The 25,986-nt window shown below is 41.8% G+C and carries 27 protein-coding genes and 1 other annotated feature; of the genes, 8 read left to right on the forward strand and 19 right to left on the reverse strand.

Features of this window, described 5'->3' with window-relative positions; all coding sequences use genetic code 11:
• The first annotated feature begins 114 nt into the window (after positions 1 to 114).
• Positions 115 to 333 (forward strand): DUF3892 domain-containing protein, encoded by a 219-nt coding sequence (locus B5X77_RS18920; protein WP_139378390.1) that lies wholly within the window; start codon positions 115 to 117, stop codon positions 331 to 333.
• A gap of 40 nt (positions 334 to 373) precedes the next feature.
• Here the strand turns inward: B5X77_RS18920 and mntR are convergent, their stop codons facing one another.
• From mntR to B5X77_RS18940, 4 genes are all read right to left on the reverse strand, one after another.
• Positions 374 to 796, reverse strand: a complete 423-nt coding sequence (gene mntR, locus B5X77_RS18925) for a transcriptional regulator MntR (RefSeq protein ID WP_079509481.1) — start codon at positions 794 to 796, stop codon at positions 374 to 376.
• A gap of 73 nt (positions 797 to 869) precedes the next feature.
• Complete coding sequence (locus tag B5X77_RS18930) at positions 870 to 3,044, reverse strand: DNA topoisomerase III (protein ID WP_079509482.1); 2,175 nt, start codon at positions 3,042 to 3,044, stop codon at positions 870 to 872.
• Between the two features lie 150 nt (positions 3,045 to 3,194).
• Positions 3,195 to 3,482 carry a hypothetical protein gene (locus B5X77_RS18935; RefSeq protein ID WP_079509483.1) on the reverse strand — a complete coding sequence of 96 codons (288 nt, stop codon included), beginning with the start codon at positions 3,480 to 3,482 and terminating at the stop codon, positions 3,195 to 3,197.
• Positions 3,483 to 3,543: 61 nt separating this feature from the next.
• Positions 3,544 to 4,530 carry an HD-GYP domain-containing protein gene (locus B5X77_RS18940; RefSeq protein ID WP_079509484.1) on the reverse strand — a complete coding sequence of 329 codons (987 nt, stop codon included), beginning with the start codon at positions 4,528 to 4,530 and terminating at the stop codon, positions 3,544 to 3,546.
• Positions 4,531 to 4,864: 334 nt separating this feature from the next.
• Between B5X77_RS18940 and cspD the strand changes: the two genes are divergently transcribed.
• On the forward strand, positions 4,865 to 5,065 hold the full coding sequence (gene cspD / locus B5X77_RS18945) for a cold-shock protein CspD (protein WP_023627628.1): 201 nt from the start codon (positions 4,865 to 4,867) through the stop codon (positions 5,063 to 5,065).
• Positions 5,066 to 5,295: 230 nt separating this feature from the next.
• Here cspD and B5X77_RS18950 read toward each other — a convergent pair whose 3' ends face one another.
• Together B5X77_RS18950 and B5X77_RS18955 are read right to left on the reverse strand one after the other, a co-directional pair.
• Complete coding sequence (locus B5X77_RS18950) at positions 5,296 to 5,469, reverse strand: zinc-finger domain-containing protein (protein ID WP_079509485.1); 174 nt, start codon at positions 5,467 to 5,469, stop codon at positions 5,296 to 5,298.
• Between the two features lie 15 nt (positions 5,470 to 5,484).
• Positions 5,485 to 6,141, reverse strand: a complete 657-nt coding sequence (locus tag B5X77_RS18955) for a reverse transcriptase-like protein (RefSeq protein WP_079510304.1) — start codon at positions 6,139 to 6,141, stop codon at positions 5,485 to 5,487.
• A gap of 175 nt (positions 6,142 to 6,316) precedes the next feature.
• On the opposite strand from B5X77_RS18955, the gene B5X77_RS18960 reads away from it, so the two are divergent.
• Positions 6,317 to 6,724, forward strand: coding sequence for a reverse transcriptase-like protein (locus B5X77_RS18960; protein ID WP_079509486.1), 408 nt, complete (start codon positions 6,317 to 6,319; stop codon positions 6,722 to 6,724).
• Positions 6,725 to 7,663: a DMT family transporter gene (locus B5X77_RS18965; RefSeq protein WP_079509487.1), complete on the forward strand. Its 939-nt coding sequence runs from the start codon at positions 6,725 to 6,727 to the stop codon at positions 7,661 to 7,663.
• A gap of 213 nt (positions 7,664 to 7,876) precedes the next feature.
• Here the strand turns inward: B5X77_RS18965 and B5X77_RS18970 are convergent, their stop codons facing one another.
• A complete protein-coding gene (locus B5X77_RS18970; protein WP_257391859.1) occupies positions 7,877 to 8,158 on the reverse strand; it encodes a DUF6123 family protein in 282 nt (93 codons plus the stop codon).
• Between the two features lie 55 nt (positions 8,159 to 8,213).
• Positions 8,214 to 8,675 carry a divergent PAP2 family protein gene (locus B5X77_RS18975; protein ID WP_079510306.1) on the reverse strand — a complete coding sequence of 154 codons (462 nt, stop codon included), beginning with the start codon at positions 8,673 to 8,675 and terminating at the stop codon, positions 8,214 to 8,216.
• 154 nt (positions 8,676 to 8,829) lie between these two features.
• On the opposite strand from B5X77_RS18975, the gene sspL reads away from it, so the two are divergent.
• The gene (gene sspL, locus B5X77_RS18980; protein WP_079509488.1) at positions 8,830 to 8,961 is read left to right on the forward strand and encodes a small, acid-soluble spore protein L; all 132 of its coding nucleotides are present in this window, start codon (positions 8,830 to 8,832) and stop codon (positions 8,959 to 8,961) included.
• 47 nt (positions 8,962 to 9,008) lie between these two features.
• Here sspL and B5X77_RS18985 read toward each other — a convergent pair whose 3' ends face one another.
• From B5X77_RS18985 to B5X77_RS23860, 8 genes are all read right to left on the reverse strand, one after another.
• Complete coding sequence (locus B5X77_RS18985; protein WP_079510307.1) at positions 9,009 to 9,875, reverse strand: 5'-3' exonuclease; 867 nt, start codon at positions 9,873 to 9,875, stop codon at positions 9,009 to 9,011.
• Between the two features lie 350 nt (positions 9,876 to 10,225).
• A complete protein-coding gene (locus B5X77_RS18990) occupies positions 10,226 to 11,068 on the reverse strand; it encodes a sulfurtransferase (protein ID WP_079509489.1) in 843 nt (280 codons plus the stop codon).
• 13 nt (positions 11,069 to 11,081) lie between these two features.
• Positions 11,082 to 11,261, reverse strand: a complete 180-nt coding sequence (locus B5X77_RS18995; RefSeq protein WP_079509490.1) for a hypothetical protein — start codon at positions 11,259 to 11,261, stop codon at positions 11,082 to 11,084.
• A gap of 14 nt (positions 11,262 to 11,275) precedes the next feature.
• Positions 11,276 to 14,932, reverse strand: coding sequence for a dynamin family protein (locus B5X77_RS19000; RefSeq protein ID WP_079509491.1), 3,657 nt, complete (start codon positions 14,930 to 14,932; stop codon positions 11,276 to 11,278).
• A gap of 327 nt (positions 14,933 to 15,259) precedes the next feature.
• On the reverse strand, positions 15,260 to 15,829 hold the full coding sequence (locus B5X77_RS19005) for an isoprenylcysteine carboxyl methyltransferase family protein (protein WP_079509492.1): 570 nt from the start codon (positions 15,827 to 15,829) through the stop codon (positions 15,260 to 15,262).
• Between the two features lies 1 nt (position 15,830).
• A complete protein-coding gene (locus B5X77_RS19010; RefSeq protein WP_079509493.1) occupies positions 15,831 to 16,916 on the reverse strand; it encodes a type III polyketide synthase in 1,086 nt (361 codons plus the stop codon).
• A 433-nt stretch (positions 16,917 to 17,349) separates the two neighbouring features.
• Complete coding sequence (locus B5X77_RS19015; RefSeq protein ID WP_079509494.1) at positions 17,350 to 18,123, reverse strand: SDR family NAD(P)-dependent oxidoreductase; 774 nt, start codon at positions 18,121 to 18,123, stop codon at positions 17,350 to 17,352.
• Positions 18,124 to 18,223: 100 nt separating this feature from the next.
• A complete protein-coding gene (locus B5X77_RS23860; protein ID WP_257391860.1) occupies positions 18,224 to 18,349 on the reverse strand; it encodes a hypothetical protein in 126 nt (41 codons plus the stop codon).
• Positions 18,350 to 18,715: 366 nt separating this feature from the next.
• On the opposite strand from B5X77_RS23860, the gene B5X77_RS19020 reads away from it, so the two are divergent.
• Genes B5X77_RS19020 through B5X77_RS19030 form a run of 3 tightly spaced genes read left to right on the forward strand, consistent with a single transcriptional unit; the run spans position 18,716 to position 21,022 of the window.
• On the forward strand, positions 18,716 to 18,865 hold the full coding sequence (locus B5X77_RS19020; RefSeq protein WP_079509495.1) for a subunit I/II of b(o/a)3-type cytochrome C oxidase: 150 nt from the start codon (positions 18,716 to 18,718) through the stop codon (positions 18,863 to 18,865).
• Between the two features lie 25 nt (positions 18,866 to 18,890).
• Complete coding sequence (locus B5X77_RS19025) at positions 18,891 to 19,367, forward strand: cytochrome c oxidase subunit II (protein WP_079509496.1); 477 nt, start codon at positions 18,891 to 18,893, stop codon at positions 19,365 to 19,367.
• Positions 19,367 to 21,022 carry a b(o/a)3-type cytochrome-c oxidase subunit 1 gene (locus tag B5X77_RS19030; protein WP_079509497.1) on the forward strand — a complete coding sequence of 552 codons (1,656 nt, stop codon included), beginning with the start codon at positions 19,367 to 19,369 and terminating at the stop codon, positions 21,020 to 21,022. Before B5X77_RS19025 ends, B5X77_RS19030 begins: the two co-directional genes overlap by 1 nt.
• Before the next feature lie 253 nt (positions 21,023 to 21,275).
• On the opposite strand, the gene asnS is transcribed toward B5X77_RS19030, so the two are convergent.
• The 3 genes from asnS to B5X77_RS19045 all read right to left on the reverse strand — a co-directional run bounded on the left by asnS (position 21,276) and on the right by B5X77_RS19045 (position 25,913).
• Positions 21,276 to 22,667 (reverse strand): asparagine--tRNA ligase, encoded by a 1,392-nt coding sequence (gene asnS, locus B5X77_RS19035; RefSeq protein WP_079509498.1) that lies wholly within the window; start codon positions 22,665 to 22,667, stop codon positions 21,276 to 21,278.
• Positions 22,668 to 22,719: 52 nt separating this feature from the next.
• Positions 22,720 to 22,953 (reverse strand) — a binding site (T-box leader).
• Positions 22,954 to 23,416: 463 nt separating this feature from the next.
• Positions 23,417 to 24,322: an EamA family transporter gene (locus tag B5X77_RS19040; protein WP_079509499.1), complete on the reverse strand. Its 906-nt coding sequence runs from the start codon at positions 24,320 to 24,322 to the stop codon at positions 23,417 to 23,419.
• 94 nt (positions 24,323 to 24,416) lie between these two features.
• A complete protein-coding gene (locus B5X77_RS19045; RefSeq protein ID WP_079510308.1) occupies positions 24,417 to 25,913 on the reverse strand; it encodes a carboxypeptidase M32 in 1,497 nt (498 codons plus the stop codon).
• Positions 25,914 to 25,986 lie beyond the last annotated feature (73 nt).

Here is a 25,986-nt window from a genome sequence, read left to right on the forward strand (position 1 = left end):
CTCACCCGCCTGACTTTTTCTTATAATAGTTATTTCGGCAAGAAAGGCAGAATTCCTGTTACGTTTATTTTTTCAAGGAAAGTGCAAGACAGGAGGATGAAAGGAGAGATTAGATTGGAACAAGAACAGTTAGTCGCGGTACATAAAAATAATGCAGGTGAAATCATCAGCTTCCAGACTTCAAGCGGCAGGATTATCTCTTATCGCAAAGCTTTGATGGAAGCAACTGCAGGGAATATTTCAGGAGTAAATATCAACGAGGGTACAGAGGGGCTTTCTTCCTTAATATCATCAGATGGCTCTGATTTTCTCGCTTATCCAGATATATATTAATCGACGGAAAAACACCTGACAGCGATGCCAGGTGTTTGGTTTATTGTTCGTCGTTTAGTTTTTGGATCGCTCTTAATTCCTGGACCCGTGTTTTGTCTTCATCAAAGAACTGGACAAGGTCACCGATCCTGTCGATGGCATCCCAGCTTAAATGATGTTCAATCCCTTCAACATCATTATAGATATTCTCTTCCTTTACCCCGATCACTTTTAATAATTGTTCAAGCAATTCATGGCGGTATACCAGCCTTTTACCGGTTTTGTATCCTTTAGGAGTAAGCACAAGCCCCCGATATTTCTCGTAGACCACGAACTGGTCTTTATCCAGCTTTTGAACCATTTTAGTCACTGAGGAGGGATGAACCGATAATGCCTCTGCGATATCCACTACCCGGGCATATCCTTTTTGTTCTATTAAGATGAATATTTGTTCTATATAATCTTCCATACTAGGTGTTGGCATCCCATGACCTCCAATGCTTAAACAATAGCCATATTAAAGTTTACTATAGAAGAATAAGGGTGACAAGGCGCTATCAATCTTGATTTACCGGTTGTTTAGCCAAATCGAATTTCAGCTTATTTTCAGATCCATCCCAAAAGAGCTTCGCGCTGAAGCTTCTATCCTTGCTTTGGAAGCCTTCAATCACTTCTGTGCTTCCATCTGTCAGCAGCTTTTTAATATTTTTTTGCGTCAATGTTTTGCCAAGGATTTGTTTGGAAAGTGTGAAATTGCATTTAGTTTTCTGATAGTTAGAACATCCATAAAACGTACCTTTATCCACAACCATGCCGTCACATTTTTTGCATTTGCCCAGATTCGTGCTGCGTCGTGACTTCCCGCCTTTTTTTCCAGGCACAAAGGCATTGGTAAGATCCTCTGAAAATGTCCAGCCAGACGACCCTTCGGAGGTTTCTGTTACCAGATGCTTAATCATTTTCGAAGTCTGCTCAATGAACTGTTTAGGAGAGGCCTCTCCCTCCCCTATCTGATGCAAGCGCTGTTCCCATTTAGCTGTCATTTCTGGTGAGGCAAGTACTTGTCCGCCAACCGCTGCTACAAGTATTTTTGCTTTAGCCGTTGCATATACGAGGTTTTTGCGGACATCTATATAAGCACGGTCCTTCAGCATGGTTATGATTCCTGCTCTTGTTGCTTCAGTTCCCAGTCCTTCAGCCTTCATCAATACCTTTTCGAGTTCTTTATCCTCAATATGCTTTCCGGCCGTTTTCATCAACGTGATCAGTTGGCCTTCAGTCAGCCTTTTTGGCGGCTGAGTCTTGCTTTCTTTCACTTCTGTTTTTAAGACAGTGCCCGTCTCTCCCTGCTGTACTGCAGGGAGTTCTGGCTCTTTATCTGCCTCTTTTTGCGGAAGTACCTTCTTCCAGCCTTCCTCAAGCTGGACTTTTCCCTTTGAAATAAATTCAGCCCTGCCGTCGGCGACTGTCCTGATGGTCGTGTACTCTGCTATATAAGGACCATAGTGAGCGGCAATCAATGTCCTGGCAATTAAATCATATAATTTCAGCTCGTCTCCCGAAAGCCTGCTCAGGTTGGGCACTTGTTCGGTAGGGATGATTGCATAGTGGTCTGTCACCTTTTTCTCATTTACATACCGTTTATTATTTTTGATGGACTGTACCGGCAAAGGAAAGAGCGCTTCATAATCAGATATGGACTGGAGTTTATTCAGGATAGCCGGAAACCCTTCCGCTTCCCCTGGAGTTACATACCTTGAATCTGAACGGGGATATGAAACGATACCCTTTTGATAAAGCCCCTGTAAAATGTCCAGTGTCTTTTTTGGTGACATCTTAAAGCGCCGGTTTGCGTCTGCCTGAATCGCCGAAAGATTATATAATAGCGGCGGCAAGAATTCTTTTTTCTCGGAAATCACTTCTTTTGCTTCAGCAGCTTTTCCATCGCAGAACGCTGCAATTTTTTCTGCCATTTCCTTTGATTGGATGCGAGAATCGCCATCTTTTTCCCATTTTCCGGTGTATTTCTTGCCATTGATATTAAATTTACCAATTACTTCCCAGAAAGGTTCTGATACAAAACTTTCAATCTCAAGCTCCCTCTTTACTATGAGAGCGAGCGTGGGAGTCTGGACTCTGCCGACTGAAAACACATCGGAATACCCTTTTTTCTGGAGTAACAGAGTGTACAGTCTGGAAGCATTCATGCCGACAACCCAATCTGCACATGCCCGTGTATATGCTTCAAAATATAAATTCTTTGTATCTGATTCACTTAATAACTTCTGGAATCCTTCTTTAATCGCTTTTGGCGTGAGGGAAGAAATCCACAGCCTCTTCATCGGCTTCGTGCAGTTTGCCAGACGGAGGATATTCCTGATGATTAGTTCACCCTCCCGCCCGGCGTCACCGGCATGGATGATTTCGGTGACCTGAGGATCAGAAATCAGTCTTTTTATGATATTGAATTGCTTTGCTTTCGATTTTACGACTTCATACTTGAATTGTTCCGGAATGATCGGCAATGTATTTAACGACCACTTTTTCCAGGTCGGATTGTAATGTTCAGGTGCAGACAATTCGGTCAGATGGCCAATTGCCCAGGATACATAAGCCCCGTCTGGAAAAATTTCATTTGGAAGGATCTCTAGGTAACCTTCTCTCTTTTTCATCTTAAAAACGGAGGCCAGCGTTCTGCCCTGGTCAGGCTTTTCTGCAACGATCAGCTTCATAATTTCCTCCTGAAAACCTTTTATATGACGTACCTTACAAACCTAGAATTCTATTTTATCTTTTTTTCGACAAAACCGTAAAGGACTTTTATCTCAGATTCCCCAACCACATAAACAGGCAGCTGATTGCTCAGCTGCCTTCATAAAATATTAATTCTCAAACGGCTCTATCTTTTTATTGTCATTAATATACCATCGATCCCTGTGAACAACTGCTGAAACAGTCAAGATTAATGAAGGAACTTTTTCTATCCGAACCACTATCGCACCGACCAGCTCTTGAAAAATCAAGAATGACTCTCCGTGGCTGAAAGCTGCCCATTGCGGGCCCATGATGGCGATGGAACGAATAATTTCTTCTTTTTCGTTTTGCTCAAGGGAAAGATGCGAAGAAAAAATGATAATCCAGTCCTCATCACCAATCGAAAAGCGGTACATGCCCTCACCCTTTTAAATTCATCATTTTGAACTATTAAAAGATATGAATGGCAAATGTTTTTTATACCCCTACAATGGAATCATTTAAGACCCTGGAAATCCTTAATCCTCTGTTAAGACGCATGTCGATCAGTGTGTCTTCGGTCTTTATCAGGGCACGCAGCGGCTCAAACGGGTCGACCATAAGGATTGTACCCTCTTCTCCGTTACTTAAAAGGACACGTCTGCCGACAAGGCTGTCCATGATTTTGTATAAAAAGACCAGCATGATTTTCGGATTGAATTTTCCAAAGACATCATTCTGCATCTGAGAAATGACAATATGGAATGGTTCCGCCTGATGGTAAACACGCGAAGAGGACATAGCGTGATAGACATCAGCGATTGCAACGATTTTTGCATACTCGTCGATCTTTTTACTCCGCAGGCTGAACGGATAGCCGCCGCCATCCTCCCGTTCATGGTGCTGAAGAGCGATAAGGGCAACCCTGTCATTAAGCTCCGGGATATCCTTTAGCATTTTATATCCATAGACTGTATGCCGTTTCATTTCAGCGTATTCTTCCTGTGACAGCCTGCCCGGTTTATTAAGGATGTCAGCAGGTATTCGTGCCTTGCCAATATCATGAAGGGTCGCCCCAAGGGACAGGTCATACAGGTCAGATTGATTCAAATTCAGCCATTTTCCAATCAATGTTGAGATGATGCCGACACAGACTGTATGCCTGTATGTATATTCATCTTTCGATTTAAGCTCATAGAAAAGATGATAGATATGCGGTATTTCCGCAGCCTGCCTGATTGCAGGCATGATTTCATTCTTAATCTCAGCGACGGGGACTACGCCTGTCCTGGCAACCACATCGAATATCTCTTCCATCTGCATCGACGCTGCGTCTAGCCTCCTGGAAATATCGACGATTTTATTATTTACTGCTGTCTGTGTTGTAGGGTCCTGAATGGCATTACCATTCCTGATTGAATCCAATAATGTTTCAATTTGGTAATCAGATAGGGACGTGAACGCTGATGGAGTGGTCTTCTTCATTAGTACCCTCCTCCTAGCAAAATGATAGTCTTGTTTTTGGTGTTACTGCCCAAAAAAGAATTGTTATGACATTTGCTTAATAAGAAAATAATAACAAATTTTACCGAAAATAGGAACTAAAGAGGTATTTTTTTAAATTAACAAAATTTTGAGATTATTACTCTCTAATAGCGCTTACATTCTTGACTAGGACTATTCCAATATTGTATATTTAAGACATCATTTAATAGAATATATTTGCCATGTCAGAAAATGCAGGTGTATCCCATTAGATGATAATATTCAACTTAGGCACAGACTTTGTGTCGCGAAAGACATGGGAGGAAAGTTTAACATGCAAAACGGTAAAGTCAAATGGTTCAACAATGAAAAAGGTTTCGGTTTCATCGAAGTAGAAGGCGGAGACGATGTATTCGTTCACTTCTCAGCAATCCAGGGTGATGGCTACAAATCATTAGAAGAAGGCCAGGAAGTTTCTTTCGAAATCGTTGAAGGAAACCGCGGACCACAAGCAGCTAACGTAGTAAAATTATAATTCAAAAAGTTAAAGGCTGGCGCCATCGCCAGCCTTTTTGTTTCGTCCAGGTTAATATCTCCGTCAAACATTCGATCACTTTTGTTGACCTTTTATCCTGATCGATAACGAGTGATCATTTACAGGTGTTTCTTATACATTTTGCTTTTCATGGCGCTGAAATGTCCATTAAACCCACTTTCTTAGACAGGCAGGCTTCTTCCTTACATCAAATGTCTATTACATCTACATTATAATTTCTGACCGCACTTTTTTATTTTCTCGCCGACGGTGCATTGTGTTATGCAAAACCGGTGGGCGGATCTTTTTCCGTGTACTTGCCGGTGATGCTTTTTTAGGAAGCATCCATTGCAATATGTATTGAGCAATGTTTCAACCTCGGCAAGGATATCATTTCGAGTCAATCTTTTCCCTCCCAGTTATATTATTTGCATTTTGCTGTTGATCATTTTACCCTGTAATGCCTGGGTTGCCAGTTTGTCGGCCTCTTTGTTTTCTTTTCTTCCGATTGCATAGTATTTTGGATGCAATCCTAGCTGCTTAATTTTATTTTCTATCCTGTCAAGCCATCGGTTAAGGGTTTCTTCGTAACAAGGCCACTCTCCCTCCAGCTGCTTCAGAACCACCTGGGAATCACCTTTTATTTCACAGGTCATATTTCTGACTCCCATTTCGTCCAGTATGGTAAGCGCAAAATAAAGAGCGGCGTATTCCGCTTCATTATTCGTTTCCAGTTCGTCGAATACTTCGTTGGCACGCAGTCTGTATTTCTTTTTGCCCTGTTTGTAGTAGATTATTGTTCCTAGACCAGCTTTAAAGTGGGCATTATCAAAACCTCCGTCGAAATAAAGGGTCAGGTCATGAGGCTCTTCTTCCACCTCTTCCAGGAGTTTGCGCATTTCCTTAATTGTCCATGAAGTCCCGATCTCATCTATGAAGGATATGTTCATTGCTTTCCCCGATTTCTCCAGTTCTTCTCCGGCCTGGAGCGCATGCTCGCCATCCAGAAAATCAGAGGTGAACAGGATAGGGTCCAGCGCTTTTGCTTTATATTCCCATTCTAATTTATATTTCAAGACTTCTCCCCGCTTTCCCATCATTTTTTCTCGATCATTTTTAGTTATCTTACCCATTTTCCATGTACGTTACCATGAAAAAGGATTATGGGCTTTTGTATATTTTATAAAAAATATGGCTCCTATTATGATACACTAACTATTATCTGTACAAACCAACTGGGAGTGATCTTTGTTGTTCGAAGTATATATCGATGGCGCAAGTGCTGGCAATCCCGGTCCAAGCGGTGCTGGGATTTTTATTAAAGGAGAAGGAGAAGTTTTCAGATATTCCATTCCTCTTGGCGTCATGTCAAACCATGAAGCTGAATATCATGCATTTATAATAGCATTGGAAATCTGTATCGAGAAGAGTTTGAAGGTAGTTTCATTCAGGACTGATTCTCAGCTTGTTAATGCGGCAGTCGAGAAAGAATTTGTTAAAAACAAGCTTTATGCCCCTCTTTTGGAAAAAGCCTTGATTCTTACCGGGCAATTCGACCTGTTTTTCATGAAATGGATTCCATCGAGTGAAAATAAGACTGCTGATGAATTGGCCAGAAAAGCAATCAGAGACAACGATACGAAAGGAACCGAAAATTAAATGAAAGCATCAACTCTTGCTGACCTAAGTTTATTGTTTGTGGCTCTTATCTGGGGAGCGACTTTTGTTCTGGTGCAAAATGCCATCTCATTCCTTGAGCCCCTTTCTTTTAATGCAGTTCGTTTTACGATCGCTGCAATTCTTCTGGGGTTATGGCTTATAATTTTTGAAAGGCATCAACTTCAAAAACTAGATAGGAAATTGATTTTATCAGGTATAATGCTCGGAATATGGCTTTTTATTGGCTACGCCTTTCAGACACTTGGTCTCCTTTATACTACCTCATCAAAAGCTGGCTTTATTACAGGGCTAAGTGTGGTACTGGTTCCTTTATTGATGATTGCGATTTTAAAACAGCGCCCGGGCATGAATTCCATCGCAGGCGTTATTGCAGCCACAATTGGCCTGTATCTTTTAACAATGTCAGATGTGTCGGGCCTAAATATCGGTGATGCATTTGTTCTTATATGCGCAGCGGGTTTTGCCTTGCACATCGTTTTTACCGGGAAATTTTCAAGCAGTTTTCCTACATTGATTTTGACGACTGTGCAAATATTTACTGTTGCGGCCTTATCTGCCGTATCTTCGGTTCTTTTTGAGGACTGGCAAAGAGCTTTTCAGCCAGACGTCATTTTTTCTGCGAATGTAATAACCGCTCTATTGATTACATCGGTCCTTGCCACAGCACTGGCGTTTTTCATCCAGACAAATTTCCAGAAGCACACTACAGCAACACGAGTTGCGTTGATTTTTGCGATGGAACCTGTCTTTGCAGCGATTACGGCGTATTTCTGGGCAGAAGAACGCCTGGCATATAGTGCCCTCGTTGGATGCGGGATGATTTTTGCCGGAATGATTCTTGCTGAATTGCCAGCTGGAAAATTTGAAAGCTTTGTACGTAAAATAATCCCTAAAAAAGAGGCTGATTTCAAAGCATGACGCTTTGGAATCAGCCTCTTTTTCTAAGCTAGTGAAGAACAACTTCACTGTATGGCCCTCCGTGGCAAACGATGTGCTTGACCCGCCAGCCACAGGATAAGGAGAGCTTCGAAGCGAAGCATCGCACTACCGAAAGCGGTAGCTTTTGGGAGGACGTGGCGTTTTTAGACGGGCAGCGCTGGTCCGGGCTGACCAGGGGGCTTCAGCTTTTCGTCATACGGCCAAAAGCTCGATCTTTTTGATAAACTCCCATGCTTCTTTGCGGGAATCAATTTTATTTGAAGCGAAAGTTTCAAGTAATGATATAAAAAAGCTTCCGTCAAATCCTTTTTGTGCCTTGAGGGTAATCTCAATGGCAGTATTTGTGATTTCATCGGAGGAATTCGTATATTGCTGTCCGAAATAAATGAAGCCGATGGCATCCTCACGGAAAACGAACCCTTTGCTCTTCAAATGAAACAGGTAATCTTCAACTGTCCGCACTGAGTGAATCAATCCTCTCTCTTCTAGCCGGTTCTAGTCAAATTTTACCGCATTATTCACGCTTTTTCTACCGTTTTCTCGTTAGAAGATATCCAGCATATCCCATGACCATCCCAAGAAGTGCGCCGCCAAGCACCTCTTTTGGCTGGTGTCCGAGCATTTCCTTCAAAGGATCCTTGGATTTTTCTTCAAATTCAACAGGGTCATCCTCGTTGATTTTATCAATCAATTCATCAAGGTCATTCACCTTCAGAGTGAGTTCTCCTGTTTGCCGTCTGATACCCTGAGCATCATACATAACAATCATGCCATAAACAAGTGACAAAGCGAAATCAATTGAACGCACACCTCTTGTAAGGGCTACATATGTGGTTAAGGATGAGACACCTGCTGAGTGGGAGCTCGGCATGCCTCCTGTTGCCAAAAATAAATCCGGTTTCCATTCCTTTGTTTTTGCATAATGAATCGGTATTTTTAAAGCCTGTGCCAGGCCTATACTGGTTATAGCAATAACTGCACCTTTATTCATCATCAGTCACCTCCATGTTATTTTGAAGAAAAATGATTGCTTTTATACTTGACCGTTCATAATAAGGGTTAAGCGGTACGAGCATACAACCTATTAAGGTTAATTCACTTTTCTTTGGGTTTTTAAACAAATTTTTTTGGAGGGATCATCTAAAATGAGTAAAAAGCGAAACAGAGGAACGAAGGCTCCAGGAGTCACTCCTCAAGGTTACGGGCAGGATGCTGAATTTGCAGAAGAGCCAAAGTCAAAACTTGAAAATGCTGCCAAGAAAAAGAATTCTAAATAAACATTGAGAATAAAAAAACGGCTGGATCCACATCCAGCCGTTTTGTTCTATGCGTACATAGTTTCGGTTTCAAAGAGACGGTGCAGCCCTCTCAATTCTACTTCATTGAACTTGGAAAGGAGCTTCTCTCTGTCAATTCTATATAAGGCATCATCCATCTTGCATTCAACCGGAACGTCACACTTAATTTCAGCGAGCTGCCTGCTTAAATGAAGCATCTCTAGGTCCGCCTCAATTTTGGCGCGCTGTGATTTCGTCAATTGGTGCAGGTTTGCAATGACGCCTTCTACATTTGAATGTTCTTGTAGCAGCTTAATGGCAGTTTTTTCACCGATTCCGCGAACTCCGGGATAATTATCACTAGGGTCTCCCATAAAAGCTTTTAAGTCAATCATCTGTTCTGGCCAAATTCCCTTTTCAGCATAAAGGGTATCGCGATTATGAACTAGATAATTCCCGTAGCCTTTCTGCAGTAGGATGACTGAAACACGATCGTCAATCAGCTGGAGAATGTCCTTATCCCCTGTCAAAATCGTTACGGTATCTACTTCCTTCACCGTCTTGGCAATAGTCCCGATACAGTCGTCCGCTTCATAGCCAGGCAGACCGATATTAGGAATATCTAAAGCTTCTACAACCTCTTTTACAAGATCGAATTGCGGAAGCAGCTCGACAGGTGCATCTGGCCTGTTTGCTTTGTAATTATCAAACATTTCTGTACGGAATGTCTTGCTTCCCATATCCCAGCATACAGCTGTATGTGTAGGCTTGAATTTTGCAACTGCTGTTGCGAAATGCTTGATAAATCCATGGATAGCGTTGGTCGGAACCCCTTTGGAATTGATCATGAACTGACCTGAAACAGCAGTTGCGAAAAAAGCCCTGAACAGCAAAGCCATTCCGTCAACAAGCATAAGTGAAGATTTATTATTAGTATCCAAGCTGGTACCCCCTATATTTGATTTAACTAAGGTTTTATTTTAACGCTTAAAGCAAAATATTAAAAATAACCTTTTTATTATAACATAATTCAAGCTATAAAAATGGCCGGTAAATTGCGCCTTTTCCCATTAGTGCCCTGTACGAATGTAGTAACATTCTGCAATTTTGTGCACTTTCGTTAAATGAGTTACTAATAGCTTGGAAAAGGATGACGTACTGGAATACTTTTTTAAATCTGCAAAAAAACATGCCTCCAAAAACCTCTAACGCAGGAGTTAATTGCGAAAGCAGGCTCAAGGAGGCTCGCTCACTTACCCTTCAGTTATAGTTCATTCTCCCGGATCACAGGATTCTCTTTGTAAGATACCCAGTCGCTGTAACTACCTGCATACAGTTTGACGTTTTTAAAACCAGCTTCCTTTAAAGCAATATAGTTAGGTGTGGCTGTTATTCCCGAACCGCAATATACGATGATGGGCTGATTCCGGTCCAGTTCTGCAAAACGCTTTTCCTGCTCTTCCCTCGGCTTAAAGGCACCATTTTCCAAGCCGTCCATCCACGGTTTATTGATGGCTGTGGGAATATGACCCGCGATTCTGTCAATTGGCTCTTCGATTCCTTTGTAACGTTTGCTTTCCCTGGAGTCTATAAGGACATTGTTCCCAGACTCATTCAACGCTGTATCCCTCACGTCTTGATAAGAGGCAAGCATCTCTTTATTTTCTGATATGGTGAATGATGTTTTCTCAAATTTCGGGATGGATTGATTATATGGGTATCCTTTCTTTTCCCACCCAGTGAAGCCACCATTTAGTATATACACCTTTTCGTGGCCAACGTATTTCATGAGCCACCAGAATCTAGAAGCGAAAGCACCTTCAATACCATCGTAGGCAATTACTGTTGTTTCGCTGCCTATTCCAGCGTCCTGCAGTTTTTCTTTTAACAGGTTCAACTCAGGAAGCGGGTGTCTGCCTCCATGCTCCCCAACTGAGCCTGATAAATCCTTTTCCAGATCGAAATAAACTGCCCCTGGAATATGACCTTCTTGATATTGTCTTCTGCCTTCTTCCGGACTACCCAGCTTGAACCGGCAATCCACGATTCTTATTTCCTTTTCACCAAGATGCTCTTTAAGCCATTCCAAATCAACATAATATTGCAAAGGAAACCACTCCTTAGCTCTTCATTTTCGACATTAAATTCTTCACATGTTCTTTAGGGTCCCAGCAGGCAAATTGATAATGGCTCTTTGTCTCATAGCCCAGCCTGCTGCAATAATATCTCATTTTGCCATTCTGTTTTTCAGCCTGGAAATTAACACATGTCGCACATGCATGGAATCTGTTACTGCTCATCCTGGCATCCAACCTTATTGATAGTTTTTGATTTTTAAGAGCGCTTGTTTAACTGTATCGATAGAGAAGTTTTCATCAAGAGCAGAGGTGATTCCTTCAAAATATTCGATGATTTGCTCTGAAAAATCATTCTGTACTTTTTCAAATTCCTGCTTTAATTCTTGCAGATAGTGTTCTTTTAATCTTGAATTCTCCTCCTCAAGATATTCACCTGCAGGTCCATGTAAAAGCTGTTCCAGCTCTTCTGCCATATATCTTTTTTCATTCTTCTCAAAGAACGATTTAGGGTTTTTGAACATTCCTAGCGCTCTCTTGAAAATGGCGCGATCGATACTTTGGTAAGCTGTTTCAAATTCAATTCCGGATAGCGGCCCATTTTCAGTTAATGATATTGAGACTAGAGAATTTACTTTCGATAGGTCAGCCAGGAGAGCCTGCTGATGATCCTTGAGTATTTGACTAATGTATGTCTCAACCCTTAATGAAGTAGCCCTCATTTCCTGTGCCAGATCATATCCAATGCTTTCAATCAAATCATCGAGCGCCGATTCCACTGCCTTCTTCAAGTTGCGGCCATCGTCCTTCAGAAGAGCCGGATTGAAAGCTTCCCTAAAGAATTCACCAAAACGTATAAAGACACGCTGGCGAATATAATAAGTTAACTCATCCGCCTCTTGTTTCAAACGTTCCTCAAGGACAGCCGGATTCTTTTGTGAAAGAACAGCCAGCATTTTTTCCTTTTCGGATAACAGATTTTGGCGTTTTTCCGCTTTCGCTGCCTTGTCTTCCTCAGAAGAACGAATCATTTCTTGGATCAGACTGACAGCCTGGGACCATTTTGCCTCGGCAGCTTCGGCAGCCATATTCATAAGATCATTAGCGATGAATTTGTAAAACGCTTTTTCAAATTGATTAAATTGCAGGTCCCCAGCGCTTCCCGGCTGAAGTTTCTCATTCAATCCTTTTAAGCTTGATACCGGGAAGAGGTGAGGTTTCCTAATGCCGTACTGGACAAGCTGCCCTTCAACATATTCAAGTACAGCCTCTTGTTCTTCCTCTGAGTTCGCCAAGTCCACTGCATTGACAATAAAGAACATTTTATCAAGTTCAAAGCTGTCTTTGACCCTTCCGAGCTGAATCAGAAATTCCCGATCCGCTTTTGAGAAGGCATGGTTATAGTACGTTACGAAAAGAATAGCATCGGAATTCTTGATATATTCAAAGGCAACCCCCGTATGCCGCGCATTGATAGAATCGGCCCCAGGAGTATCGACAAGGGTGATTCCTTCCCTAGTCAGCTCACAGTCATAATAGACTTCAATCCAGTCAACAAAGCATGATTTTTCCTCTTCGGCCACATATCCGCGGAAAGAATCCAGATCAACGAATAACTGCTCACCGAGTTTGTCGCTGAGATTTCCAAAGCCTTTTGCAAAAGCCTGGAGGAAAGAGAAATGTGTCTTTTCTGATGCACTATAGCCACTGTCTTCCCATTTAAGATTTTTAATTTGATCGATCGCTCGCTCAAAATCCGAAATGCTCTCCCCAAACAATCCAAGGGAACGTTCCAATTCTTTCAGCAGTTCCTTGTCTGTTTTAATTTTTACAATGACCGTCCCGTGAGGATACTCTTGTGTTACCGGTTTTATCTTATTGATCGCCGCAGTAGTCGGGTTAGGTGACACTGGCAAAAGCCTCTCTCCAACGAGCGCATTGGCAAATGAAGATTTACCCGCACTGAATGCGCCGAACAAGGCAACAGTAAATTCTCTGTCTTTTATGCGAGCAGCCTTATCCTTTAATTCTCGGGCAATCTTTTTCAGTCCTGGTATCCCCTCAACCTGTTCAGATGTGAAGTTCAATTTCCGGACTAATTGCTTTTGTACTTCATGAATCCGCCCTATATCATTGCCTACATTTTGATCAGAAGAAGGCTCCTCCTGCTCGGGTTTAACTTTTTCCTTTTTAGTTTCTGAGGGACCATGGTGCATATTTTCTATAACTTCTGGCTCAACAGCTTCTTGACTGAAAAGGTTAAGGTCCTCATGTTTAACCACAATTGGTTCACCATAGAGAATTTCCGAAACCCGTCTTCTGTCTCCAGCAATTTTTTCCTTAATTGCGGACAGACCTTCCCATGCAGCCAAAAGCGTTTCGTATTTCTGTTCTTTTTTTATAAGCTCACTAACTTGCTCGTCATCATTGACTCTTGCATATTCAAGGAACATTTCTTTAATAGGTTCGACTTTCCGCCTTGCAAGGTTTTTCAAAGCCTCAGCCACATCATTTGTATAATTGAGAACATAATCACCCGAAAGTCTTGCCCCAGGCTTGACTGCTCCTGCAAGCAATTCGTCATTGTAATCGATTTTGAAACCATTGGCCGCTGCCTGAAGTTCAGGTTGTGAGAGTTTGTGTTTTTTAAACAGCTTAGTCAAAAAGTCTTTGATATGCCAGTTAAGCTGCGACTGGACCTTTTCCTCCAGATCCTGATAGAAGCTTGCCAGCCTGGCGGATCTTTCCTGCTCTGTTTTTTGTTTTGAAAATAACAAGCCTACTTTGAAATCCGGCTGACGTGCCTGCAGGTATGCTTCTGCCAGCTCCCTTGTCTGAAAAGGCATAAGATAAGCGTTCTTCAGAATGTCATTAAGGCCAGATCTAAATTCCTTTTCCGGATCCTGTTCTATTCTTATTTTTGCAATCTCATTCCTTATTTGGTCAAGATTTTTTGATAGCTGCTGTCTTTCATCATCAGACAGCTCTGCAAGAACAGATTCAAACTGGTCAACCTGTGTTGACAGATCCTGCTGCAGCCTTCCCAAATAGTCCTCTGAGAGCTTTTCCAGCGACCTGAAGATCGACACAGGCAGTATTTCAGCCCTGCTGCTCTTCCGCTCCATAATGAAAGTACGAAGCTCATCAAACTGGTTGTATGGCGATTGCGGTGCTTTCAGCGATGTATAAAAAATCCCCGAATGCTTGACTCCCCAATCTGCAAAGGATACTTCGACGCTTTCCTTGAATTGTTCAAAGCTAAGCTCGGCATCCTGATGTTTATCGACCTGATTGATAATTAAATACAGCTCTTTTCCTGCATCTGTCAGTTCTTTTGTAAAAAGGAAGTTGAGCTCCGATTGCACATGGTTATAATCCATAACGTAAAAAACAAGGTCGGAAAGATGCAGTGCGGATTCTGTCGCTATACGGTGTGCATCATCCGTTGAATCAATTCCAGGTGTATCCATAATAACCGCTTGCTCCAGGAATTCTGCACCATCATAGCTGATTTCGATCTCCTGGATCTGGTCTCCATCCTTACAGTACGTTTTTACTGTTTCATAGTCATATGGTGCCGGATACAGGCGGGACCCTCCATTTTTAAAAATGACCTTTGCATATTCTGCTCCTGATTTAATCCTCACCAGATTCGCACTGGTTGGAATCGGACTTGATGGAAGTATATTATCGCCGACCAGTTTATTGATCATGCTGGACTTACCTGCCGAAAAATGGCCGCAGAAGGCAATCGAAAATTCTTCTTCAATTGCTTTCTTTCCCAGCTGCCTTACTTTTTCAGCCGTTTCTTCGTCTTGATTTGTTTTGATTAAATTATATAGAGATAAAATCTTCCCCAGAAGTTTTTGTTCTTGATGCGCTACAGTCTGGCCCATTCCTCTAACTCCTTGTGACAAAATTGTGAATATCTATATTTTATACGATTTTTCGGTCTTTTCCTATTATTACATTTTTTCCGGGACAAAAAGAAAAACCCGGACCTAATGTCCGGGCTTCAACTGAAAGATCATTTTCACTTTAATGTGGTTTTAAAACATTGTCCAACACATACTTCATAACTAAGGAGTAAGCTGCTACAGTGGAAACAACTAATAACGAAACCATTGATACGACACCATCCTTAAAGTTCTGTTTTAAATGAGAACTGTTTTCATCTTAAGGAAAGTGTATCATTATTGATTATCATTTTCAATGAATCATAGTTAATTGTCACACTTATTTAACAAGTTCGGAAGAAATCGCCCCTGATTTGTAAAAGCAGCTTCGTATTTGGTCAGCTCTCTTAATGCCTTTTCTTCTGCAGGAATCCTGATCGAAAGAATGAGGATATTTAAAAGGGTAAATACCGCTGCTGTTACATGGGCATTAAACATTAAAGGAATCACGATTAATTCTACTGCAACAATTAGATAATTTGGATGCTTGATGATTTTATAGGGACCGCGCTTAACGACATTCGCTCCGGGAAGGATGATGATTTTTGTATTCCAATACCTTCCTAATGAAGCAAGTGCCCAAACTCTCATTGCCTGTGTTATAAGGAACAACGCCAGTAAAATTGGCCAATAATTTGACAGCTCTTTATTAAATAGCATCACTTCTGTTATAAAAAAAAGGAAAAAGGCTGTGTGAATTGCCACCATCGCTGGATAATGCCCCTGCCCGAATTCTATTGCGCCCTGGCTCTTCATCCAGGCCTCATTCCTTCTGGCTATCACTAGTTCCGTTATCCTCTGGAATATAATCAATCCGACAAATAGGAAAAATACCACCTTATTCCCACCTCATCAAAAGCAATTCGGAGCTAAACCCTGGACCAAGGGCGGCTCCAAGGCCCACGTCGCCCTCCTTAGCAGTTTCCATGAACCGTTTTAGCACATAGAGAATGGTCACAGAAGACATATTTCCGTATTCTTGTAAAACTTCCAGAGATGTTTTTGTCATGTCATCCGGCAACTTCAAAGCTGAAACGTAGGCGTCAAGTACCTTTTTTCCTCCTGGGTGTGCAATGAAATGGTCAATATCCAGAATGTCCAGCCCGTTCGTATTCATAAACCTGTGAACATTTGGCTGAAGCCAATTTTCGATAATTGAAGGAATATCCTTTGAAAAAACAACATAAAGTCCTTCGTTTCTAATATCCCACCCCATAACATCCTCTGAATCCGGCATAGTGGTGGATTGTGTTCCCATAATATTGGGGGCAGCATCCTTCTTCATTAGCTTTTCATAACCAGATTCATCTCCGCAGACAAGGGCACACGCAACACCATCCGCAAACAGAGATGTCCCGATTAAATTACTTTTTGAACGGTCATTACGCTGAAACGTCAGGCTGCAGAGCTCGATGGAGAGGACGAGCACTTTTGCATCTGGGTAAGCAAGGCAGTATTCATATGCACGTGAAAGTCCTGCAGCCCCTCCTGCACATCCAAGCCCCCAAATCGGAATCCTTTTCGTATATTGAGATGACGGCAGGATATTCATGATTCTTGCGTCTATGCTGGGAGTAGACAGCCCTGTGCTGCTGATTGTAAAAATAGCATCTATATCTTCAAGATGGATTTCATTTTTCAAGAAATCGTCACTCTTTAAGCATTTTGTAATTGCCTTTGCACCTAGTTGTACAGCTGTTTCTATATAAGCATCATTCTTTTCTTCAAATGTATGGTCCACCTCAAACCAGTCCAGGTCCTTGGCAAAATGACGTTTTTCGATCTGGCCATTCTGGAAAACTGTAAGCAGACGTTTAATGTCTTTAAAGGATTCTTTGAATAATTTTTCAGCAAAATCCATGACCTTATCCTGTTCAATTGAATAAGGCGGTGCAACATCGGCTATTGAAATAATTCTGGGCATATTGATACTCTCCTCATATATATGTACGGTTACTTTTTCCATTTACCCAGAGAGTATGCAGACAAACAATTATTGTATTAAAACGAAAAAAAGCTTTCCCCAAAAAGGAGAAAGCCTAACGTTTTGAAGGAGTTGCTGTGCAAGTTCATTATACAACGCCAAAAGGTCCAGTACATTATAAAATCTTTACCAGTTGACATCGCCCGTCCTGTTTTATGCAATTCTTTAGTGGAGAGCAATAATGATTAGAGCTCCCTGCCTTTACTGTTTTGCGCCATTTTGCTCTTTTTCAGGCAATGCAGGGTCTCTGCTTTTACCGTTTTCCGATTTGTGGCTCGTTTTCGGGCAATGCAGTGCTCCTAGTTTTATAGCGTTCATTCGAAAGAAACTTCCAGGGTGATAAAAGCATCTCGTGCTTATCTATATCATCATATTAAAATCCATGAATTGTCATTCCGCCATCTACGAATAGGGTTTGTCCGGTTACATAATTCCCTGCATCTGAGCTTAGGAATACAACTGGCCCCACGAGTTCTGGCAGCTCGCCGATCCGTTTCAGCGGTGTAACGGCGAGGATGTCATTTATATATGCTTCATCTGCCAACAGTTTTTCGGTAAGGGGAGTTTTAAAGTACCATGGACCTATTGAGTTTACATTGATGCCATATTGGCCCCACTCCATTGCAAGTACCTTTGTCATTTGCATGAGCGCTGCCTTTGTGGCTGCATAGACCACACCGGTCCTGAGGGCAACCTGGCCGGCTACGGAAGCTATATTGATGATTTTGCCGCCAGATGGCTGGTCTTTCATTATTTTACCAGTTTCCTGGGACATCATGAATGCTGATTTCAAGTTGGTGTCCATTATCTTTTGCCATTCTTCATCTGTCGCATCCAGAGCTTTGGAACGAATGTTCATTCCTGCATTATTTACAAGTATGTCAATTTTGCCCCATCTTGAACCAATTTCAGTGATTGCATTATGTACTTGTTCTCTTTCCGTTACATCTGACGGAATTATAAGTGCTTTTCTTCCCAGGTTCTCAATTATTTCCGCAGTTTCCCCAAGGTCTTTTTCTGTTCTCGCAAGGAGCGCGACATCCGCCCCTGCTTCAGCTAGACCAACCGCAATTGCCCTGCCAATTCCCCGGCCCGCACCAGTTACAACTGCCGTCTTTCCGTTTAATTCAAAAGAAGGTAAAAACATTCTACCAGCCTCCCAATTTAAAATTGTATATATTTTACCATAGCCAGCGGCCCATTGTGCTCGGCAAGCTTTTACAAAGAAAAAAGCACCATATCAGGTGCTAGTTTTCGTCAGACTGCTTTTGCACTTCAATCCAGATTTGTTTTTCTGCTAATTCCCCGCACTTATTGCATGTTCTGATTTCATCATAGATAAGACGGCAATGATCACAATAATACTTCTGCATTTATCTCACTTCCTGAAAATACTTTACTATCAGTTTATTAGAGCAATGCAGAATGGTGATACCCGAGTATGAAGACTTACTCTTTTAAAAAAGTCAAGCCATTCTGTCACACGCCTCCTTAGGTAAAAGTTATTTTGATCAGCTTTTCACAAGGTTGTTTTCACAGATTATTCACATTTACCTACCTTTGCATGTGACTTAAATCACTGTGTTGACGCGTTTTCACCATTACCATAGTAAATAAGTCAGGTATGAACAATTTGTGAACTGTCAGAAACCATATTTACGTTTTCAAATTGTTTTGTATGATGAAAATGTACTCATCAATTTATCAACGACTTATTTATTCGAAGGGAGTTGACCGGGATGGCTCAACCTGGGATCGGGAAGAAAACAAATACAAAGGTAGAGGATCAATCTTCCTTGAAAGGAACACTTGCATCTGTTTTCTTGTTAGGATTCTTTTTAATTGCCACTTGGGTAGGCGTTTATTTCTTGTTTGTAGATCGTTTCTAAGAGACCAAAAGGGGAGAAGGAAATTATGCACATTCATAAATTTGAAAAAATCTGGCTTATATTCGGGATTACGACATTGCTAGTCTTCCTGACAGTCATCGGGGTCAGTGCATTTTATTTAGGCAACCAGCCGCCAAGCTGTCTGGCGACAATCAATCCGGAGAAGGTTGACACAACCGCACCCTTCAATGAACCGGGTTTGAAAAAAGTTGAAGGAAAAGAGTGGGATTACGAACTTGTATACGTGGCCTCCGCATTTTCTTACAACCCTGCAAAGGTGGAAGTTCCACTAGGAGCAAAAGTAAAAGTAATTGCGACGACTAAAGACGTCATCCATGGTTTCGAAGTGGCGGGAACCAATATAAATATGATGCTCGAGCCAGGTTTTATCAGTGAATATGTCACTACTTTTGATAAGGCCGGGGATTATCTGATCGTTTGTAATGAGTATTGTGGCGTCGGCCACCACATGATGTCTTCTAAAATCGAGGTGGTAGAATAATGAATACAAAATCAATCAATCCAAGAGTTGACCGCCGTGATGGCAAACTATCAATGGCCCACTTCTATGTGGCTTTCATCGCTCTTGCAATCGGCGGACTTGCAGGCTTGCTGCAAACCCTTGTCCGTTCTGGAAAGTTCGAATTGCCTTCATGGACTGGATATTACCAGATCCTCACGATTCACGGTGTCGTACTGGGACTCGTTTTAACTACCTTTTTCATAATGGGCTTCCAGCTTGCCCTTGTAAGTAAAACATCAGGAACCTTAACTGACAAACAGCGCCGTATCGGCTGGATCGGTTTCTGGACAATGACAATCGGTACTGTAATGGCCGCCATCATGATCCTTACTAACCAGGCTTCTGTACTGTACACGTTTTACGCACCTTTACAGGCACATGCACTATTTTACTTAGGTCTGACACTTGTTATAGTCGGAAGCTGGATTGATGGTGCTGCAATCATCATGGCTTACGCTTCCTGGAGAAAAGCAAACCCTGGCAAGCCTAGCCCGCTGCTGACTTTCATGTCTCTAGTAAACACACTTATGTGGATTGTAGCAACTATCGGCGTAGCTGCAACAGTACTTTTCCAGCTGCTGCCTTGGTCTTTAGGACTTGTAGAGCGTGTTGATGTATTGGTCAGCCGGACACTGTTCTGGTATTTCGGTCACCCGCTTGTATATTTCTGGCTATTGCCTGCATACATGGCTTGGTACGCAATCGTTCCAAAAATCATTGGCGGTAAAATTTTCTCTGATTCACTGGCAAGGATGTCCTTTATCCTGTTCCTGCTGTTCTCAATCCCTGTCGGTTTCCACCATCAGCTTATGGAACCAGGAATTGATCCGGCTTGGAAATTCCTTCAGGTAATTTTGACATTCCTTGTCGTTATTCCGTCACTGATGACCGCTTTTTCACTATTTGCCACATTTGAGATGTTTGGACGTTCTAAAGGTGCTACCGGCCTTTTTGGCTGGGTTAAAAAGCTGCCTTGGGGAGATGCACGCTTCGCAGTTCCATTCATCGGTATGCTTGCATTCATCCCTGCTGGTGCTGGCGGACTTGTCAACGCTTCTCACCAGCTGAACCAGGTAGTCCATAATACGATCTGGGTTACTGGGCACTTTCATTTAACTCTTGCAACTTCTGTAGTATTGACGTTCTTCGGAATCTCTTATTGGCTGGTCCCTCACCTTACTGGAAGGGTACTTACGAAAGCAATGAACAAATTAGCCATCATCCAGGGTGTTGTCTGGGCAATTGGGATGACCTTCATGTCTGGAGCCATGCACGCAGCTGGATTGCTAGGAGCACCGCGCCGCTCCTCTTTCTCAACCTATGGAGGTTCAGAGCAAGCTGCTGAATGGATTCCTTATCAGGTAGCCCAAGCGATCGGTGGTTCTATCCTTTTCCTTGGTATCATCCTGATGCTCTATATTTTCATCAATCTTGCTTTCTTCGCACCTAAAGGTGAGGAAGAGTTCCCTGTAGGAGAGGTTGCTGATCAGGCCGAAAAGACTCCAATGGTATTTGAAAATTGGAAGCTATGGCTCGGTATCACAGTTCTTTTGATTCTGTTCGCCTACACAATTCCATTCATCGATATGATTCAAAATGCACCAATTGGGTCGAAGGGATACAAATTCTTCTAATAATGAACGGGCTTTCTTTTTAAAAAAATATTAATTCTAGCAAAACAGGGGATGAAATCTGTCGCGATATCATCCCCTGTTTTTTACTGTTACCACAGAATTTTAGCAGGACAAAAATTAAGAACACCGACCTGAATTACACAATAGTCTGCATGCTGATCATGTTCATTTTGGCTACAATATGAACATCTATATTATAAAAAAACAATAGGATGCCGCAGCATCCTATTGTCCTTTATTTACATAGATGAAATTAAAAATCTGCATTTCCTGGTGTACGAGGGAATGGAATGACATCTCGGATATTTTTCATACCGGTTAAATACATGACAAGTCGTTCGAACCCAATTCCATAGCCGGAATGCTTGGTGCCGCCGTATTTTCTAAGCTCGAGATACCACCAATAATCTTCTTCCGCCATACCAAGTTCTTTAATCCGTTCTGCAAGGACATCTTCTCTTTCCTCACGCTGGCTTCCGCCGATTAACTCGCCGATGCCGGGAACCAAAAGATCGGTTGCTGCAACTGTCTTGCCATCCTCATTCGCTCTCATATAAAATGCCTTGATTTCTTTCGGATAGTCAGTTACGAAGACAGGACGCTTGTAAATTTCCTCGCTAAGGTAACGTTCATGTTCAGTTTGCAGGTCTGTACCCCATTCAACAGCGTATTCAAATTGCTTACCAGAGTTCTTTAATAATTCAACAGCTTCGCTATAAGTAACCCTTCCGAAATCAGAATTTAAAGCATTCTGCAATCTTTCAATAAGTGTTTTATCAATAAAGCTGTTAAAGAAATCCATTTCTTCTGGTGCATGCTCAAAAACATAATCAATGACGTACTTAATCATTTCTTCTCCAAGGTCCATGATATCCGGTAATTCCGCAAAGGCTACTTCCGGTTCGACCATCCAGAATTCTGCGGCATGTCGTGCCGTATTTGAATTTTCCGCCCTAAATGTCGGACCAAAGGTATACACATTACGGAAAGCAAGAGCAAAGCTTTCCGCATTCAATTGACCGCTCACGGTTAAGTTGGTTTCTTTGCCGAAGAAATCTGCACTTTCATCCACATTACCGTCTTCAGTTTTTGGCAGCTGGTTCAAGTCCATCGAAGTCACACGGAACATTTCCCCGGCTCCTTCTGTATCGCTGCCGGTAATAATCGGTGTATGTACATAAACAAACCCTTTGTCCTGGAAGAATTTATGAAGAGCATAGGATGCAACAGATCTTACTCTAAAAACGGCCGAAAAGGCATTGGCTCTCGGACGCAAGTGAGCGATTGTTCTTAAATATTCAAGCGTATGCCGCTTTTTTTGTATAGGATAATCTGTATCCGATAATCCTTCGACGACAATTTTTGTCGCTTTAATTTCAAAAGGCTGTTTCATTTCCGGAGTTGGAACAAATTCACCCTCTACTAAAACAGAAGAGCTAATCGGCAACTTTGTAATTTCTTTGAAGTTATCAAGCGTATCCTCAAAAACAACTTGTACACTCTTAAAGAATGTACCATCATTCAACTCCATGAAGCCAATAGTTTTCGAATCGCGAAGAGTGCGTATCCATCCTGTTAATTGAACAGTTTTATCTTTAAAACTTTCTTGATTTCTGTATAGATCTTTTACTACGCTCTTGATCATGATAAGCCTCCTTATGGTAATTTTTTGCATTAAAAAAGCCTTCTATCCCTAAAAAAGGGACGAAAGGCTGAACTTCCGCGGTACCACCCAAATTGTCATAAAATGACCAACTTCATAATTGCTTCTCCCAGTCTATAACGTGCTGGACACGTCTAAGCCTACTCGTGATTTCCCTTTCGGTTAGAACTCAAAGGTGTTCTTCATTTATGCATCATCACCAGGCTTCCACCGTCCCCGGCTCGCTATAGAATATAGCAAAAACTACTTTCCTTTTCATCGATTTAGGTATGCTGTTTTCAAAAGGATTTTTACTGTAATAATTTATCACATAATAACAGCCTTTGTCTAGTTGGCCCTTGTTTTATATACATTATCACTAAAAATCATATAAAGATTTACTAAACTAAAATTGTTTGAGTAATAAACGGAAAAATTCCGTTTAAATTGGAAACTGCCCTCATTTCCTTCAAAATAAGGGCAGTTATTCCGATTATCTAAACCAAATCGTTTTATATTGTCTTATTTTTAGCAATTAACCGGAATTTCTCCGCCTATTCTGTTTAAAAAGCTTCTTTTGTAGACAATAGCCGGAAATTATCCGCTTATGGATTCGCATATGAACTCGAAAATCAATTTTTAATGTTAACTTACCCTTAACTATAAAATGCTGGCATAAAAATAGGAGCTTGGATTTGAACCTCTATCTCTGTTAATTGGTACACTTATTGTTTAATATTCTTGACCCTGAATCACACAGTGAATTGCTTTTTTGGCTTCCTGATTGGAATTGAGATATTGATAGCAATGACTGATATGATAATCAACGTGGAGCCGATTAGCTGCAGACCGCCCAGCCTGTCACCATACACCAGAATTCCCAGCATGGTGGCAATGACAGGTTCCAATGTTGCTACAACAGCAGCAGTACTGCTTTCTGTTCTCTCAAGACCCCATGAGTATGCAAAATAAGCAACCACGGTCGGAATAATCCCTAACCCTACCGCATAAAGCCACGCATCCCCGGTGAAAAGGACATCAGCCTTGCTGACTATACCGGTTGTCGGAACCAGTGCAGCCGAGGCAACAAGGAAGGTGTACAAAGTGACTGTAAAAGGATGGTACCGCCTTAATGCCACCTTGCCAAAAATGCTGTAAAGGGCATAACCGAACCCAGCTCCTAGACCAATCAGGATACTGGAGACTGAGAAAGAAGTTCCTCCCTGCCCGGTGATGCCTGCCGCAAGCGTACAGCCAATGACTGTCATGACAATCGCCAATAATTTCTTCCTGTTCATGCTTTCTTTCAGGAAAAGAAATGACAAAACCGCCACAAAAGCAGGAGATGTGTACAATAAAGCCACTGCAATCGGAATATTCATCAGATTGATTGCCGTAAAATAAGACCAATTAAAAAACACGATGCTTAAAATTCCTGTGCCTACAAAAAGATACAAGTCTTTTAACCTGATTTTCAAGCGGTTTCTGTAAAAGGAAATACCTACCATTATCAAAACAATGGCAGCGGTCATAACTCTGATGGCCACAATCTCCATTGCACTGAATCCAGCGTTATTCAGGCCTTTTACAAAAAAACCAATCAAGCCCCACATAGCTGCTGCAAATGCGATCATAAAATAAGGCATTTTCCCTTTCATACGTTCACCACACAGAAAAGATGACAGAAAGACTGCCATCTCATATTCTAAATGCTGTTCACACAAATTGTTAGTTAAGTTAAAACCTTTGATACTAGACCAGATGGTATACCTTGCTGTATTTTTCGTATAAATATTCAACTAAGTACTGAGCATTGAGTCCCTCTCCAGTTACATCCGTCAATATTTCAAGCGGCTTTTTCATTTTTCCATGCTTATGAACTTTCTCAGTCATCCACTCTTTAATCGGCTGAAGATTTCCCTGTTCCAGGAGTTTCTCATAGTCAGGCAAGTCTTCGAGCATGGCATGCTTGAACTGAGCTGCATACATATAGCCTAATGCATATGATGGAAAATATCCAAAGCTCCCGCCAGCCCAATGAACATCCTGCAGCACTCCTTCGGCATCCTTTTCCGGCCTGATCCCCAGATACTGTTCATATTTTTCATTCCATATCTTTGGCAGGTCTTTTACCTGGATTTCATCATTGAATAAGCCTTTTTCAATTTCATAACGAACCATGACATGCAGCGGATAGGTAAGTTCGTCTGCCTCAATCCTGATCAGGCTCGGCTTTGACTCATTGATGGCGCGATAGAAGTCTTCTGCTGCCACCCCGGTGAATTGCCCTTCGGAAAACTGCTGCAGCAGGCTGTAGTTATGCTTCCAGAAAGAAATATTGCGCCCTACAAAGTTCTCATAGAAAAGTGACTGTGATTCATGTATTCCCATGGATGTGCCCGAACTCAGCGGAGTTCCGACAAGATCCTCGGAAATATTTTGCTCATATAGCGCATGCCCGCCCTCATGAATAGTGCCGAATACCGCTGTCCTGAAATCTGATTCATCATATTTGGTTGTTACCCTCACATCTCCAGGATTAAGCCCCATTGCAAATGGGTGGACCGTTTCATCAAGACGGCCAGCATCGAAGTCGTATCCCATTTGTTTAAGGATTTCCAGACTGAATGCACGTTGCTTATCCTTAGGGAAATGCTTGAAAAGGAACCGAGTTTCTGGTTTTTCAGATGAGGCCGAAATTTGCTGGACAAGCGGAACAATTTTTTCACGGAGGTCACCAAAAACCTGATCTAAAACCTCGACTGTGACGCCAGGTTCATACATATCGAGCAGGGTATTGTACTTATTTCCTTCATAGCCCCAGTACCCTATAAATCTCTTTGTCATTTCCACAAGCTTTTCAAGGTACGGCCTGAACATTTCAAAATCCGATTTAGCCTTAGCCTCTTCCCACACTGTTTCGGCTTTGGATTGAAGAATCACGTATTCTCGATATTCTTCTGCTGGAATCTTCTTATTCCGGTCGTAATCCTTCCTGCATTCCTCCAGGGTTTTACGGGTAATTTCGGATAAACTTGGTTCATTTGAAAGTCTAGCTATGTATGATGCCATTTCTTCTGACGTTGACATATGGAATACTTCAGATGAAAGAACACCAATCACTTCAGACCGCTGTTCTGCTCCCTTTTTTGGTGCGCCTGTCCTTAAATCCCAATAAATCAAGGATAGTGCTTCGCCATAGGCAGCCATCTTTTTTACATAATCCAAAAATCTCTTTTCAGTCTGCATTATTTCACTCACGATATCACCTCATTTTATCTTTCTACATCATCTTATCACACTTTTCTGATACTTTGGTTTA

It is taken from the genome of Mesobacillus jeotgali, from assembly GCF_900166585.1.
Lineage (GTDB): Bacteria > Bacillota > Bacilli > Bacillales > Cytobacillaceae > Mesobacillus > Mesobacillus jeotgali_A.